Here is a 14,308-nt window from a genome sequence, read left to right on the forward strand (position 1 = left end):
TTCATGCCAGCCTTCTCCGCTTGGCCGGCTGCGCTCGCCAGACCAGCTCCGCCGGCCAAGCTACCCGTGGCGGAGCGGCCCACCGTGCACTAACTTTACCCTTGGACCACCTCGTGGGGGCCGATCAGAAGGCCATGCAAGCCAAGTTCGGCCGCTCCCTGGCGGCGCCCGCCTCGGTCGCGCGCGGCCCGCAGATGACGCCGCGCGAGGCCGACTTGGCAGTCAGCGGCATCGGCCAGCCGGTCCCGGAGAGGCGCGCCGGGCCGGCGCCGCTGCAGGGCGACAGTCTCGCCGGTATCGGCAAAGCCGCGATGCAGGGGCCGGTTTCCGGCCTCGACATGCTGATCGACGCCCCGGTCCACCTCGCCAACCAAGCGCCCAAAGCGCTCAATCTCAACGCCTGGCTCGTCAACAAAATCCTCGGCCGTGACGCGGTCCCCTACGCGGGAGCGATCAGCGATCACCCGCTTCTCCCCAGCGATATCCTCCACGCGCCCGACCGCGCTCTCGGATCACGGAAGTACCAGCCGCAGGGGCCGGTAGAGCGGATCGTGGATCGCATCGGCCAGGAAGTCGGCGCCTCGGCCGTCCCCGCCGCCGGGGCGCTCGCCGCAGGCGGCCGGCTCGGCGTTCAGGGCGCGCGGGCGCTCGCCCTGAGCGAAAATCCGCTCGCGGCGCTGGCCTATGGCCCGGTGGAGGCCGCCGCCGCGAACCCGTCCGGCATGGTCGCCCGGGAAGCGTTGGGAGCGGGCGCGGCCGGCACCGGTGCGGGCGTCGCGAACGAAGGCGCGCGCGCCATCACCGGCGACGACCACAACCCGACCGCGGACCTCATCGGGTCGGCGGCGGGCGTCAGCGGCCTCGCGATCGCTAAGCCGATCCTCGGCGCCATCGGTTCGCTGGCCTCGGCGGCCCGTGGCTCGACCCGCTTCGCCGACGACGTGGCACGCGAGGCCGTCGCGCACGAGATCATCGCCAACTCCGGCCATGCGCAGGCACAGGTTGCCGGCGGCGTCGACCGCGGCGCCATCGATGCGCAGCCCCTGGCGAACCAGCTGCGGACGCCATCCGCGGCGGAATCGGCGGTCCCCGGATACCGGTCGGACATCGCGGACCGCTCCAGCGATCCCGGGCTTGCGGCCTACGTCTTCGGGCACACGGCCGCCAATCCGGGCCTCGACACGGTACGGCGGGCCTCGAACCAGGCCGCCATCGGTGACCGGATGAGCGAGCTGGCGCCGACCGGTTCAGCCGGGCAGTTCCGCAACGACCTCCAAGGCGGCGTCGACCGCCGGGTGGCGGCGGGCGAGACGCAGGCCGAGATCGCGCAGCGTACCCTCGATGAGCACGTGCAACGCCTGACCTCGACCATGACGGGCGAGGCGCGCGGCGCAGACATCCGGGCCGCGCTTCAGCGCGCGAAGGACACCGCCGATCAAGGCGTCCGGGAGGCTTACGCCCCGGTCAACGCCTCGACCGCGAGCGTTGATGTCGCCCCGCTCGCCCAACGCTTCGGCGGCATCGATGAGGGCCTGAGCGTGGCCGAGCGCGAACGCTTCCGCCCGGGCGAAGCGAACATCCCGGATCGCCTCATCGGGCCCGCGGAGGCCACCGGCCCGGTCGATACCGGCTTGCTCGACGCGTCCGGCCGGCCGATCACCCGCGCGCCAGCGCCGGGCAACAGTCAGCAGCCGATCCGCGAAGTGACCGGCTTGCGGAGCGCCCTGACCGACGAGGCGCGCGCGGCGCGCACCGCGAACCGCCCGGCCGAAGCCCGGATCATCGACCAGCACGTGACCGCCTTGGACGACTACCTCGACGGGGCGGTCCCTGAAGGATTGCGCGGCCAGTACGATGCAGCCCGCGCGACCCGCCGCGATGTGGCCGACCGGTTCGAGCGGCCGCAGAATGCGGTGGCGCAGGTGCTCGGCGAGCGCCAGGGAGTCTACGACGTGCCGGACAGCGGCGTCGCGCCCCGGTTCGCGCAGTCCGAGGAAGGCCGGCTGACCGACCTGCGCCAGCTCATGAGCGAAGCCGGCGGCGATGCTCGCGTCCGCCCTGCCCTGCGCGATCAGTTCCTGGCGAACATCCGGGACCGTGGGTTGCTCGACCGGCCGGAGCAGCTCGGCACCTACCTCGACCGCCACGCGACGCTGCTCGACCAGCTGCCCGGCCTGCGCGACGAGCTCACGGCCGGCGGAGCGGCCAGTCGCGCGTCGGCGGAGGCCCGCACCGCGGCCGACGCAACCCGGCGCGATCTCACGACCCCCGACCGCTCGCCGGAGGCCGCCTATCTCCGGTATGACGAGGCCGGGACAGTCCGCTCGATGCGCACGGTCCTCGGGGCGGCCAAGCCGGCCGAGGCGGCGCAACGGCTTCTGGAAACGGCCGGCACGAACCCGGAGCACGCTCGGGCGGCATTCTGGGAGGCGCTGAAAGATCGAGCCACCGTCGACGGCGGCGTGAACCAGCCCAAGCAGATCAGCGGCCGGCGCGGCAATGATTTTCTGAACGACCCGCAGACGAAGGCCGTCGCCGAGGTGCTGTATCGCGACAAGCCGGAACAGCTCCGGGACATCACCGACGTGTTCGACGCCCTGGCCGGGTCGAACAGCGCCACGCGTGCTCGGCGGCCCGGCTCGTCGGGGACCGCTCAGGGCATGAAGGCCGGCTACGATGCGGCATTGTCCGCCTCGTCCATCGCTAGCCGCATCCGCAGCGTCCATCGCGGCCAGCTCTCGCCGACCATCGCTGGCGTCGATCTCATCGCGACGTACCTCCGGCGCAAGTCGGCGCAGATCCAATCCGGGGCGATTTCGCGGCTTCGCGACGAGGTGGTGCAGAGCCCTGAACTCGCGGCCCGGCTGTTGGACGACTACAACCCGGCGACGTATGCGGCGAAGCGCCGGGAGCTACAGACGGCCTACGGCGCGCGAGCTACCGAAGCGATCAAGCTGCTGGACGAGGCCGACGACGCGCATCAGCGGCCCGAGGTAGCGGCGGTGCGCAGGGCGAGCGACCGATAGTCGCCGTCAACCAACGGCAAAATTTGATCTTCTGTCCGTCAACATCGCGAGGATCGGCGATGCCTCCTGTCGGGGTTAGGCTGGTTGAAGATATACTGCTCCGGTCAATGAAGACAGCCGTTCACTCGGGATCGAGCCGCGCGCTAACAAACGTACAGCGCACGTTGCGAGTAATCTTTGGGACTTTCTGAATGACGCGCAATCTGCGCCCGTCCGGTATGACTGCACGCGTTGGACATTGCGCCGTGGTGCTGCCGAACGGTTTTTGGTGTCGCACGCTCGTGCGCGATGTTCATTTGTGTGTATCACCAAACGCGAGGTAGGCTACGGCATAGAGGCGTCCGTATTGAGCGGGCCGGGTCGACGAACGTCATAAGGATCAAGACATGGCAACGAACCCCGACGATGCCCGTCCCATAGTTTCGATTGCCTCACTTTCATCCGATATCGTCGAAGGAAACCGAAGCTACTCGATTGCCGAATTCAGCGTTTCACGTACTGGCAGCGCTGCGGAGGATGTTACGGTCGACATCAGCACCGCAGGTAGTGGAGCAAACCCTGCCAGCGCTTCGGATTTTTATAATCGCGCTTTCTTGTCCGGCCAAGTAACCATTCCGGCTGGATCGAGCTCCACCACATTATCATTAGCGATAGACCCCGACAGGATATATGAGGCAGACGAAGGCTTCACAGTTACTTTGTCAAACCCGTCCACGAACGCTGTGCTCGGCCAAACCATTGCCAGCGGGATCATTCGCAACGATGACCCGGCGCCATTCCTAAGTCTGTCGGGACCCTTCCCTTCCACCCTGGCGGAGGCCCCCCCTGGGCTCACCACGACGTTCAAGTACACCGTCTCACGCATTGGCGAAGCTGAGCCAAGCGAGACAGTTGATTACTTTGTCACTGGAGGCTTTTCGAACGCAGCGTCCGGAGCCGATTTCAAAGGCGGCATTCTACCGTCGGGTACGATAACCTTTGCGCAAGGCGAGACCACTAAGACGATTAGTATCGACGTTATCGGCGACGGCGTCTTCGAGCCAGACGAGTCATTCGCCCTATCGCTCACAAATCCGAACTTCGGAACCGTGGTTGGGTCGGCATCTTACGGTACAATCAGCGATGATCTTAGTGGGGTCCTGCACACGTTCGGAACAGTTGAGATCAATCCGGCCACATCCACGGGTGGCATCTTCGCACTGTACAAAGCGTTGCTGGGTCGTTCGCCCGATCCGCTTGGATTGGAAGGATTTACCAACGCTGTCGCAAATGGTGCTTCCCTTGCCGATGTAGCTAACACGCTTATCGGTTCGGCGGAACGTGGTGTGCGCTCTACGGATTCAACAAGCTATGTGCAGGAGTTGTATACGAATATGCTGCATCGAACGGCGGACGCCAGCGGATTACAGTTCTTCACAGACGAGCTGAGCCAGGGTGTCTCGCAAGCGACGGTAGCTGTTCAGATCGGAACCTCGCCCGAGGCTCAGGCTGTACTCGCTCCGACATTTACGGCCGGCGTGTTCGTGCCGGACGCGATCGTTGCTGGAGTGGCACGACTGTTCTACGGCTTGCTGGGGCGCGCGCCAGACACAGGTGGCCTGAATGTGTACACCGCGAGCGCTAGAGCAGCCGTTGGCGGCCCGGATGGAGGCTATCAAGGCTTAGAACGCGTAGCTAATGGTCTGCTCGGCACCGCGGCTTACGCAAGCACGCATCCCGACCAGTCGAACGCGGCTTTCGTGGATAGCTTGTTCGTAAACGCGCTTGGACGGCACGCTGATGCTAGCGGTGCAACTTATTACGCTGCTGAGTTGGCGCAGGGTACGAGCCGAGGAATGGTCGCCTTGGAGATCGCCGAAAGTGGCGAGGCACAGATCCACCTATCTGGACAGATAGAGCTAGGTCTTCAGCTTCTCATGTGAGGTGGCCGTTGCTACAGACGTGCCGTGTTCCTCAGCATTATAAATGCCCGCAGGCGCGTCGGGCGGTCGGCGATCTCGTCGAAGCGTTCCGCGCCACCGGCACACGCAAGCCGCAGGGCAGCCCGACGGACTTCAACACGCAGTACCGGGCGGAGATCGGTGGCGAGACGCTACCGCAGCAGGGCCTGACAGCCCTGAAAACCCAGGGTCGTTCGCTGCTGGCCGACGTCGGCGATGTCTCACGCCGGGCCTATCTCGGCCGCAACAACGCGGCATTGGCCGAGACGTTCGCGGCGCCGGACAGCGTGTAGCGCATCCGCGACATCATCATGAGGGGCGCTGAGACCCCGTTCACTGATGCGGCGCTGAAGTCGCTGATCATGGGGCCGTCGGCCGCGGGCGGGCGGTGAATGACGGCGGCCTCGTCGTCGGCGTCACCGTAAGCGGCTCCATGCGCGACCCGCCGCCCGATGGGTGAGGCCCCTCAGCCTCGTTCCTCCCCGACTGAGCCCCGCCTGCATCCGCCGAGCGGGGCTTTTTCGTTTGCGTCTCAGCAGCTCAAGCGCCGGCCTTCCCGCCGCCCGAACGCCTGGTAATGGGCCGCTGCCGATTTCATCTTGCCGCTCTGAATCGCGCGGAGAACATCGGGATTGCAGCGTAGATACTCCCGCTCGTCGAACGAGGCCACGCCACCGCGGCCGCGATCCTCAGCTCCGTACCCACGCCTGTCATCGTCGCGACGGCGATCGTCGCGCCCTCCGTATTCGCGATCGCGATCCCGGTAGCCATCTTCACGGCGGTCGTAGCCATAATCCCGGCCGCCGTAGGGCTGGGCGAAAGCGGGTGCTACCGAACTGATGGTCGTCAGGCTCACAGCCAACACGGTACACAGCGTCTTCATATTTTTCGATCCTTTGCCAACGGCCAGAAACGGATGGCCGGACGCATTGGTTCGATCGCGCAGCACCAGCCGCTATTTTGAGCCCGCCCGGCATCAGCCGCGGCGGGCTTTTTCGTTGGGTGCTCAGCTGCTCAGACCGCATTCTCACGGCTTGTTAAAGGACAGCTACCGAATTGAGCAGCATTACCCCAGGTAAAGATTCCAGCCCTGCTCAATCTGCTGCACGTGGGTTGCCTGCGCTTCCGAACTCACGGAGATCTGCACAGCTACGTCCGCGCGTGTTGCTCCGTGTGCCAGAGCGTCAGTCCAGTAGACCGATCCAGGATCGCCAGATGCATGACGACCCAGCGCGCCGACATACAAGGCGTCGACGAAGGCCGCATCAGTTGGCGCATTGATATGCTGGGCATATTCCAGCGAGTTGATCATGTTCTGCGCCACACCCGCAAGCGAGGCACCACCTTGCTTCACGAGGTTTTCGAAATATTGTAATCCATTCGCGTCGGGCGCGCGTTGTACGACACCGTAGTAGAGCCGAGCGATATCAGAGTCTGTTTTGTCCGGGACAAATTCGCCTTGCCTGAAATCGCTAGCAGCAAGGGACTGCGCTTCGGGTGATGTTGCAATCTGGACAGCGACCGTGGCTCGAGAAACACCCGAGTTGAGCTGCGCCTGGAAATAGGCTTGGCCGCCTGCGTCGGAGGGACGATGTAGGCCGTTGATATAGAGGCTCTCGATATAGCCCGAGTCTCCCTGATTGCTCGGATGCGCAGCGGCGTAGGCAGGCGAAGCGGTGATTTGAGCCGCAACGCTAGCTGAGCTTGCTCCAGAGCTAAGCTGTGCGGCAAAATTTTCGAACTGAAGTGGTGTCGGCGGCAAGCCGAGAAGGGTATTGGTTAGCCCATACACAGTTCCCGCAGCGCTATTATAATTATGCTCGACCGTGCCAAATAGCGGGTGACCAGGCGTTACGGCGGTAGCATTGCCGCCGGGAATTATGAAATCGCCGAGTTTGTCATTAGTAAAATTGAAGTTACCAACTGGTAAGTTTCCAGAAGAAAGGATAATATATGAGTTAGGGTCAGATTGCGACGTTGCTAAATCCTGGAATAGAATGTAGTTAGTATTATCATATTTAGTTGCAATAACTTTATGGGGTGAAGAAGTGTATGTTTCGGAGTATGAAATTATATCACCGGGCGTCTGAATTGATCCGAATAAATAGCCACTCCGGATTGAACCAATCGACAAATATCCCGTTACTTTAAAAGAACCATCCGAATAGTATGCAGTGCCACGTGAAATGCTGCCGAATTGGAAATTCGAATTATTAAAATTTAAGTACATAGGTTCTCACCTTGACACCGGATGTAAGTCTGCATAGTGTATTGTATACTGCCGTGTATCGTTTGGCGCCAGAGCGACGTCACAAATTTCACGTGTCTACCGCCCGACCTCCCACACCGGCACGCCCACAGGCCGCCCCGGCAGGTGCCGGTAGTACGTCGTCATCCCGAACCGGATCTTGTCGCTCTCGACTGCGCGGACGCGCTCGCCGCTGATCATCAGGGCGCCGCAGTGATCGACCCGGATGAAGCCCGCCGTCGGATGCACGCCGAACAGCTCCGCCGTCGTCCAGCCGAGCGCCGCAGCATCGTCGCCGAACTCGTCGAGAAAGGCGATCGCCGCCTCGCGCATCTTCTCCCACCGCGGTCCGGTTAGACCCGGGCAAGGCGCTGTGGTCAGCTTCATGGCCTCGAGCGCATCGCGCCAGGTCTGGGTGTCAGAGGGCGCGGGTCGAATCGGTGCTGGTGATGCCATGGGTCTCGCCGGATGTGGGCCGGCGGGGATAGGGGCGCGGTCAAGGCGGCGCAACGCGGTGTTCGGCCGCCGGCGCTCACTCCGCGCGGGCCAGTTGGCTAGTACGTTGATCAAAGAACTCGCTACCACATAGCATCGGCCACGACGTGGTGCGTGGTTGATTTGAGCCTTATCAGCAATCGAAAGTGTATTCTCGCCAAATATCGCTTGACGAACCCCCTGAGTGTGTAGAACGATCAAAGCTCTAATTTGAAAGGGCAACTACCTTGGAAGACCAAGTCGAAACTTCTTCGCCTGATATCATCGAACTCGCTGCCGACCTCGTCTCGGCCTACATCTCGAACAACAACGTGCCAGTGTCAGAGCTGCCGAACGTGATCGCCAGCGTACACGCTGCCTTGACCGGCCTCGGCAAGGAAGCGGTCGCTCAGCCTGCCGCCCCCGAGAAGGCGACCGCTGCGCAGATCAAGAAGTCGATCGCGCCAGACGCGTTGATCTCTTTCATCGATGGAAAGCTGTACAAGACGCTGAAGCGTCACCTGACCAAGCACGGACTGACGATGGAGGGCTACCGAGCACGCTATGGCTTGTCAGCGGACTACCCGTCGACCGCGGCGAGCTACTCTGCCAAGCGCTCCGAACTGGCGCGCTCGCTCGGTCTCGGCCAACTACGTAAGACGGCACTGAAGGCTGTCGCAGCTGACGAAACGGTCTCTGAGGCATCCAAGCCCAAGCCCCGCGGCCGACCCCGCAAGGCCGTGGAGACCCCTGAGGCAGCTCCGAAGGCTCGCGGCCGGAGGAAGGCCGCCGAGACGGCCTGACGCCGCTCAGCGAGCCATTCCGGCACAGCGTGGCATTTCTATCGGTGACGAGCTTCTAACCTAGCGCCACCATCCTGCATGCAGGCCATGTACTGCGTATCGGCCTAGCTGGTGAGATCCGGGGTTCCCCCGCCGCGTGAGCAGATCGCGGCGGGGCCGAACCATCTACTCAGCCTTGCGATGCCCCCGGCCGTGCTGCTCCTTGCCGGCGCCCGCCGCGGCTGCAGCCTCCTTCTCGGCCTTCCCGACCGTCGCCGAGCTCGTAGCGCCGTCGCTCGTCGCTCCGGCCGGCGCGTTCGACGCCGCGGACTTCGGCTGACCCTTGCCCTCCGTCGGCGCTTCCGCCTTGCCACCCTCGAGAACTTCGGGGTGGCCAGCGCCCGCCTCAGCGCTCCCGGCCTCCTGGACCTCGGCCGCCTTCTGATCCTTCGCGCTCATCGAGCTGTGGTTCTGACCGTCGCCGGACTGACCCTTGGCTGGGTTCGACATTCGTGACCTCTCCTATCGTGGTCACGCGGCAACTGCTCGCATCGAGCGCGGTTCGGGCGAAGCCGTCGTCTGCGACGAAAGGCCAGCCGCGCTACCGGCGCTCGGCCATCGTCAGCCCTGCCGTGCCTGCCGGATGGCCAGAGCGTCCGCGAACGGCTTCGACAGCACATGCCGGCCCGACGCGTCGTAGACCTCGACCGTCCAGGCCGACCAATCACGCTGCGCACGGCCGAGCATCACGTCCAGCGCGACGCGCTCGGCATGCACGCGCATCAGGGCCCAGGTCGGCAACCGCTTACCCTGCAGATCGGCAACAAGGTCATGCCCGTCCGTGCAGTGGAAGCGGTAAAGTGGCGTCGGCATTGGCCTTCTACCCCGCCCTCCACACCATCCCACCGCTACGCGCGTGGCCGTCGTAGCCATGGTTGAACCGTCGGTCTGCTTGCTGTCTGTTCCGTGTATGTTCTTGGACAACTCGGGGCCTTGATGCACCCCCAGCCGCACGAACCGCCTGTGGAGATCCGGTTGACGGAGGCGGAGACGATCGCGCTGGCCTACCGTCGGGCCGCCCGCGGCGACGCCTGGACCGCGCTGGTGAGGGCCATCGAGGACGCGCTGTCCGACCTCGCCGAGGCGGAGCACCGGTCGCTGCGGCGGGATCGACTCGTCTCGCGTGGCTACGTCTGCGGCCGGCGGCCCAACGCGTAGGTGGACACCCTTGCGGACATCGCGGGCGATCGCGTTACGGTGGAGTGCCAGTCCTGCAGCCGAAGGGGCATTTACGCTACGGACGGCCTTGTGGCGCGGTTCGGGCCTACGATGCAGCAGCTCGACGCGCTCCGGCATCTGTCAGGCTCGTGCCGGCACCAGCGCCGCCCAGGGGCGCCGCCCGCGCGGAAATACGAAACCGTGTGTCAGGCCCGGCTCATCCTGCCGCCGTCGAAAAAGCAGATCGTGCCGACGCCGATCCAACGGGGCCTGAACGTTGAGGCCTGGACGGCCTCGGGCTCGATCGAGTGGCACCTTGCGACGGTCTACAGCTTCGAGCTTGGCCACCTGGTGCTCGACGCCGCGGCGACGCTCTACCCGGACCAGGAGATCACGCTGCGTCAGGCCTGCCGGGTAATCGCGAAGCGCGAGAAGCCAGGATGAGGCTTGGCGCCCTCACGCCAGCCGCGTCCATGCCTCCGTCGCGAGCAGCACCAAAAAGCCGGCGGCGATAACGTAGATGGGGCAAGCCCCTCATTGCCAATCTTCTGAGCAAGAAAACCGATCGCCGAAAGCGCACTTGAAATCGCACCACCTGCTTAACCGAATTTTACATTTTCGTGCTTTCAATCGACATAGCAGATAATCCCCAGGCGCCTACGATGACCTCAATTCAGAGCAAGCAGAATGTTCAGATTTTTGAGCGCGATGTCACCATGGCTGGCGGTTATCAATACAGCAACTCAGACGCAGATATTTCAAAAAGATTCTCTAATTCCAGAACATCTCAGGCCATAGCCAGCATGGCCGATTTTCGCGATAAGCGAGTTTTAGACCTCGGTTGTGGCGATGGAACCTTCACTTTCGAACTACTTGATTTCGGCGCAAAGTTTGTGCTCGGCGTCGATCCTGCAACGACTGCTATCAAGCACGCGACGCTGCAGGCCGAAAAAGCTGGTGTCTCCGATCGTCTGCAATTCGCGAGCTGCAGCGTCTACGACATGGGCGACAGTTACGGGCATTTCGATATCGTCATGCTCAGAGGCGTACTTCACCATCTTCCAGATGCTGAAGCCGCGCTTAAGGCAGTTTCACCGATCTGCGACGAAATTGTCATAGTGGAGCCGAACGGATGCAATCCTGTCTTGAAGTTGATTGAGAAATTCTCGACATATCATATCGAACATGAAGAGCAGTCTTTCATGCCTCGGACAATTAATAATTGGCTTTTGTCTGCGCGCAAGACGCCAGTAAGCACAAAAATGGTGAACTTTGTTCCGCTTTTCTGCCCACCTACTTTAGCGCGGCTGCTTAAATTTCTAGAACCCATCGTTGAGGCAATACCGATTGTTCGACTGATTGGATGCGGACAGTATATTGTGAAGGCCAGCTCGATAGCTCGCTAAATTATAGGATTGTTTTTCTGTTTGACTACTCGACCGCCTCTGGATGCAGCGAAGGTGTGCCGCCATAAGCCCTGGAGATTAGCGGACAACCATCGTGGACCCGGCGATGCGTCAGCGTGCGTTTCACGACTGCAGTGTATGATCCGGCGACCGCGACGCGGCCGTGGCATGACGGACAGCGCTTTTCGGCCGTACCGTATGTCCCCTGCGCCTCGATGAGGCTGACTACCAGCCAAGCGCCGTCGACCTTCACTTCGCAGCGGTTCGCGTCCGGCTTTGTCATAGCTTGAGATGGCACGCGGGCGCTTCCTCAGCCAGTGCGCAGTGGCCACGGTCTGAAAGGCTATGTGCCGTTCGCAAGCCAGACGGAACACGCGAGGTGGCAGCCGCTTTGCTCTCTCGCTCACATCATGGGAGCGAGACGATGATCGACGCTGACACACCGCAGCCGGGCGATGATCCGGCGCCGATCGGAGACCCGTCACCCGCGCCTCCGGAGCCCACGGGCGATCCGATGCCGGATCTCGGCCCGACGCCGCCGATGGATGACGATGCAGCGATTGAGGAGACTGAGGAGCAGCCTAGCTAGGCTGCTTTCATTCCCGGCGCGTCCGATATCGCTTGCCGTTCGCGTCGGTTAGGGTGGTCAAGGCGGTGGTAGCTGGAACAGCCGCGGTGGCCGAGGCAGCATGCGCTACGCTAGCGCCGCCTAACGGCTGCGATTGCCCCAGTGCGACGACGGTTAACGCGGCCACGGTAATCGCAGACCATAGTCCGGCAACAGCGATAGTCGGGATCTTCGGCACGCATGCACCCTTACGGTTGATCGAAGCGTGTCGTTGAATGATTAAAGAGGCTGATCCGCGGCAGACGTTCAGTTCAAAAGGACGCGGGCCGCATCGGTATTAGTTGACGGTGACTGATCGGCCAGCTCGATCTTGAGCGCTCCGGCCCGCTCATGGCGGCAATCGACGCCTGTAACGCACGCTTCGGCCGCGGCAGCGTCGTCCCGGCGCGCGCCGGCCTAGAAGCCAAGCGGACGTGGAGCACGAAGTTCGAGATGCGGACCCCGCGCTACACGACGCAGATCACCGGGCTGCCGATCGTCCGCGCATAAGCCGTTCTACTTCGGGAGACAGACGGCCTTCCGGAACGACGCCAGCGACGGCTTCTTCCTGGTCTTGCAGGACTGCTCGCAAGTGGTCCGGAAGTCCGCCTCTCGGAAGTTCGGATCGTTATGCGCCATCAAGTTGATGGGCCGCTGGTAGGCCATGCCAATCCCGATATCATCAAAGGAACAGGTCGTCCTACTACCCTCTGCGCACTGAGTAAGGACGTCGTTGTACAGGAAGCCGCAATCCTCGGGTTTCAAACCCGTCATGGGTGCCGCGGTCCGCGTTACGTCGAGGCGCCCGTCGCTGTAGACGGCGCGGACCTCCTTGCCGTCGTCGAGGCCCAGCTCGAACGCGATGCGCCCGTTGCCCACCGTGTACTCGAAGCGGCCGGTGCCGACCGGAAGGTCCATGTGGTTCACCTTGCCCTTTTCGGTCACGGAAACGAGACCGTACCTGTCGAAGGAGCCAGACCCACCTGCGTTGGTCGAGTAGATCAGCACGGCGTCGGAGTAGTTCGGGAAAACGACAGCCCGTACGCCGAGGTAGACCCCCGAGAACTCCTCGACGAGGTTATCGTTGTAGCGGATCGACGACTTGGCTTCGTAGGGGTCGCCCTCGACGATCCTCAGCTTCCCGCCCGGGACGAGGATTTCGTTGACGTTCTTCGCCTCGGCGGGCTTCGGCGCAACCGGTACGGGCGGCGACGCTGGTGCCGGTTTCGGCGCGGCTGCAACCGTCGAAGATGGGTTACGGACGGCAACGGTCGCCGCGCGGTCGCGTTCCCTCTGCATCATGCAGTTAATGGCGATTGAGGCGTCCTGGCCGGGCGACCCTTGGCAGGCCCGGAGATCGGCGTCGGCCAGAATGGGATCTGCCGCCTTTCGGTTCCTGAGATAGGCGATGGCGCGGTCGAGCTCTTCCGCCTTTAATGAACGGTCTGCACCACCAGCGGCTCCGCCCACTTGGCAGCGCGTCACGGCGTCCGCTGCGCAGAATTCCGAGGCCGACAAGCCGCTGCGGCCGGTGGCCGGCCGATTACTTTCGGTCGCGTAGCACGTCTGCATCCTATCGCGGACACAATCCGCCGAGGCTGCGGACGGAACGAAAATGCCGAGACAAAGTGCCAAAAACGCGTTGCGCATGACCGAGGAGATACACGCCCTTGGCGAGCTTGCCACCTGCGGTTGATGAATGTTTCGATCGTCTAGGATGCCGTGTCGATGTTTGGTGTGTCCTGCTGCATAGCGCGTGCTAACGGGAGCCACAGGGTGCTCAGCCCTTCAGGCAGGTGCTCATGAAGGTCCGCCGCTCGGCGCCTTTAAGGCTCTTGGCCAAGGCATCGACGTTGCAGCTCTTCATCTTCGCCTGCTGCGGCGTCAGCTCCTTCGCCGGGGCTACGGATTTGCCTGCGAGGCAGTCGGACATGAAGCCCTTGCGCGCGCTGCCGGCCAGCTTCTGCGAGCCGGCGTCTGCGTTGCAGCTTTTCATCCGATCGCGGTGTGCAGCCTGCGCCGCGGACGGTGCCGGCGTCTGCGCGACGGCCGGGACGGCGAGACCGAGGACGATCGGTAGAATGAGGGCGAGTGAACGCATCGGCAGGGTGCTCCGGGACAAGTTGCCCGACGGTAGCAGGGCCACAGGGCACCGACGAGCGAATGAACGGCTTGCTCCACAGACGCCGCTATGTGGGCGGACTGTGTGAGCCGAATCAATCCACGAGCGCTAAGTTGTTGAGAAGATTGGCGCACCCGACACGATTCGAACGTGTGACCTTTGCCTTCGGAGGGCAACGCTCTATCCAGCTGAGCTACGGGTGCTGACCGTGCGGATTTCCTAGCCGATGCGGTCGCCGCGCGCAACGGGGCAGTGTCGCGGGCGGTCGTGTATAGATCGATGGCGGTGCTCAAAGAGATAATGGCGAGTGCTCCTGCGGCGTAGATCACCCGTTCGAAGCATGTCGGGCGATGCCTTGGTAGAGGGGTGGAGCCCGCACGCAGGTGCCGGCAATTTGTCAAAAGATGCAGCGGGGGCGAGAGTTTGGCCCTCGGTGTTCGCCGCGCCTGCGCCGCGCCGAAGCGCCTCACGGTGGCACTCCGACG

The 14,308-nt window shown here is 63.1% G+C and carries 15 protein-coding genes, 1 tRNA gene and 1 pseudogene; 9 read left to right on the forward strand and 8 right to left on the reverse strand.

The features are described 5' to 3' along the window. Positions 1-134 precede the first annotated feature (134 nt). The 3 genes from FV229_RS10560 (at position 135) to FV229_RS10570 (ending at position 5,259) form a co-directional block, all read left to right on the forward strand. Entirely contained in the window at positions 135-3,026 is a 2,892-nt protein-coding gene (locus FV229_RS10560) for a hypothetical protein (RefSeq protein WP_147751929.1), read from the forward strand. 386 nt (positions 3,027-3,412) lie between these two features. Next, on the forward strand, positions 3,413-4,948 hold the full coding sequence (locus FV229_RS10565) for a DUF4214 domain-containing protein (protein WP_147751930.1): 1,536 nt from the start codon (positions 3,413-3,415) through the stop codon (positions 4,946-4,948). An 8-nt stretch (positions 4,949-4,956) separates the two neighbouring features. Continuing rightward, positions 4,957-5,259 carry a hypothetical protein gene (locus FV229_RS10570; protein WP_147751931.1) on the forward strand — a complete coding sequence of 101 codons (303 nt, stop codon included), beginning with the start codon at positions 4,957-4,959 and terminating at the stop codon, positions 5,257-5,259. 239 nt (positions 5,260-5,498) lie between these two features. Here the strand turns inward: FV229_RS10570 and FV229_RS10575 are convergent, their stop codons facing one another. From FV229_RS10575 to FV229_RS10585, 3 genes are all read right to left on the reverse strand, one after another. Continuing rightward, positions 5,499-5,849, reverse strand: a complete 351-nt coding sequence (locus tag FV229_RS10575) for a hypothetical protein (RefSeq protein ID WP_147751957.1) — start codon at positions 5,847-5,849, stop codon at positions 5,499-5,501. Positions 5,850-6,032: 183 nt separating this feature from the next. Next, complete coding sequence (locus tag FV229_RS10580; protein WP_147751932.1) at positions 6,033-7,196, reverse strand: DUF4214 domain-containing protein; 1,164 nt, start codon at positions 7,194-7,196, stop codon at positions 6,033-6,035. 96 nt (positions 7,197-7,292) lie between these two features. Continuing rightward, on the reverse strand, positions 7,293-7,547 hold the full coding sequence (locus FV229_RS10585) for a hypothetical protein (RefSeq protein WP_246688135.1): 255 nt from the start codon (positions 7,545-7,547) through the stop codon (positions 7,293-7,295). 389 nt (positions 7,548-7,936) lie between these two features. Here FV229_RS10585 and FV229_RS10590 point away from each other — a divergent pair, with 389 nt between their 5' ends. After that, entirely contained in the window at positions 7,937-8,491 is a 555-nt protein-coding gene (locus FV229_RS10590) for a MucR family transcriptional regulator (protein ID WP_147751934.1), read from the forward strand. A gap of 165 nt (positions 8,492-8,656) precedes the next feature. Here the strand turns inward: FV229_RS10590 and FV229_RS10595 are convergent, their stop codons facing one another. Both FV229_RS10595 and FV229_RS10600 read right to left on the reverse strand, forming a co-directional pair. Next, positions 8,657-8,980, reverse strand: coding sequence for a hypothetical protein (locus FV229_RS10595; RefSeq protein ID WP_147751935.1), 324 nt, complete (start codon positions 8,978-8,980; stop codon positions 8,657-8,659). A 111-nt stretch (positions 8,981-9,091) separates the two neighbouring features. Then, positions 9,092-9,343, reverse strand: a complete 252-nt coding sequence (locus FV229_RS10600; RefSeq protein ID WP_147751936.1) for a hypothetical protein — start codon at positions 9,341-9,343, stop codon at positions 9,092-9,094. A 162-nt stretch (positions 9,344-9,505) separates the two neighbouring features. Between FV229_RS10600 and FV229_RS10605 the strand changes: the two genes are divergently transcribed. The 5 genes and pseudogenes from FV229_RS10605 to FV229_RS10625 form a co-directional block, all read left to right on the forward strand. Next, positions 9,506-9,688 carry a hypothetical protein gene (locus FV229_RS10605; protein WP_348644179.1) on the forward strand — a complete coding sequence of 61 codons (183 nt, stop codon included), beginning with the start codon at positions 9,506-9,508 and terminating at the stop codon, positions 9,686-9,688. 111 nt (positions 9,689-9,799) lie between these two features. After that, a complete protein-coding gene (locus FV229_RS10610; protein ID WP_147751937.1) occupies positions 9,800-10,132 on the forward strand; it encodes a hypothetical protein in 333 nt (110 codons plus the stop codon). A 218-nt stretch (positions 10,133-10,350) separates the two neighbouring features. Beyond that, entirely contained in the window at positions 10,351-11,094 is a 744-nt protein-coding gene (locus FV229_RS10615; RefSeq protein WP_147751938.1) for a class I SAM-dependent methyltransferase, read from the forward strand. Positions 11,095-11,518: 424 nt separating this feature from the next. Continuing rightward, on the forward strand, positions 11,519-11,683 hold the full coding sequence (locus tag FV229_RS27785) for a hypothetical protein (RefSeq protein ID WP_210246598.1): 165 nt from the start codon (positions 11,519-11,521) through the stop codon (positions 11,681-11,683). A gap of 330 nt (positions 11,684-12,013) precedes the next feature. After that, positions 12,014-12,211 (forward strand): annotated as a pseudogene (locus FV229_RS10625) (DUF4113 domain-containing protein); the annotation flags it as partial. A gap of 6 nt (positions 12,212-12,217) precedes the next feature. Here FV229_RS10625 and FV229_RS10630 read toward each other — a convergent pair. The 3 genes from FV229_RS10630 to FV229_RS10640 form a co-directional block, all read right to left on the reverse strand. Beyond that, the gene (locus FV229_RS10630) at positions 12,218-13,171 is read right to left on the reverse strand and encodes a hypothetical protein (RefSeq protein ID WP_147751941.1); all 954 of its coding nucleotides are present in this window, start codon (positions 13,169-13,171) and stop codon (positions 12,218-12,220) included. Positions 13,172-13,481: 310 nt separating this feature from the next. Next, positions 13,482-13,847 carry a PsiF family protein gene (locus FV229_RS10635; RefSeq protein ID WP_246688136.1) on the reverse strand — a complete coding sequence of 122 codons (366 nt, stop codon included), beginning with the start codon at positions 13,845-13,847 and terminating at the stop codon, positions 13,482-13,484. 102 nt (positions 13,848-13,949) lie between these two features. Continuing rightward, a tRNA-Arg gene (locus FV229_RS10640) sits at positions 13,950-14,026 on the reverse strand. Positions 14,027-14,308: the final 282 nt, after the last annotated feature.

The sequence above is a fragment of the Methylobacterium sp. WL120 genome (genome assembly GCF_008039465.1).
Taxonomy (GTDB): Bacteria; Pseudomonadota; Alphaproteobacteria; order Rhizobiales; family Beijerinckiaceae; genus Methylobacterium; species Methylobacterium cerastii.

Excerpts from the sequence above, each read along its gene's own strand:
- FV229_RS10560 (WP_147751929.1), top strand. The coding sequence starts at position 135 with ATGCAAGCCAAGTTCGGCCGCTCCCTGGCGGCGCCCGCCTCGGTCGCG.
- FV229_RS10565 (WP_147751930.1), top strand. The coding sequence starts at position 3,413 with ATGGCAACGAACCCCGACGATGCCCGTCCCATAGTTTCGATTGCCTCA.
- FV229_RS10575 (WP_147751957.1), bottom strand. The coding sequence starts at position 5,849 with ATGAAGACGCTGTGTACCGTGTTGGCTGTGAGCCTGACGACCATCAGT.
- FV229_RS10580 (WP_147751932.1), bottom strand. The coding sequence starts at position 7,196 with ATGTACTTAAATTTTAATAATTCGAATTTCCAATTCGGCAGCATTTCA.
- FV229_RS10585 (WP_246688135.1), bottom strand. The coding sequence starts at position 7,547 with ATGCGCGAGGCGGCGATCGCCTTTCTCGACGAGTTCGGCGACGATGCT.
- FV229_RS10595 (WP_147751935.1), bottom strand. The coding sequence starts at position 8,980 with ATGTCGAACCCAGCCAAGGGTCAGTCCGGCGACGGTCAGAACCACAGC.
- FV229_RS10600 (WP_147751936.1), bottom strand. The coding sequence starts at position 9,343 with ATGCCGACGCCACTTTACCGCTTCCACTGCACGGACGGGCATGACCTT.
- FV229_RS10610 (WP_147751937.1), top strand. The coding sequence starts at position 9,800 with ATGCAGCAGCTCGACGCGCTCCGGCATCTGTCAGGCTCGTGCCGGCAC.
- FV229_RS10615 (WP_147751938.1), top strand. The coding sequence starts at position 10,351 with ATGACCTCAATTCAGAGCAAGCAGAATGTTCAGATTTTTGAGCGCGAT.
- FV229_RS27785 (WP_210246598.1), top strand. The coding sequence starts at position 11,519 with ATGATCGACGCTGACACACCGCAGCCGGGCGATGATCCGGCGCCGATC.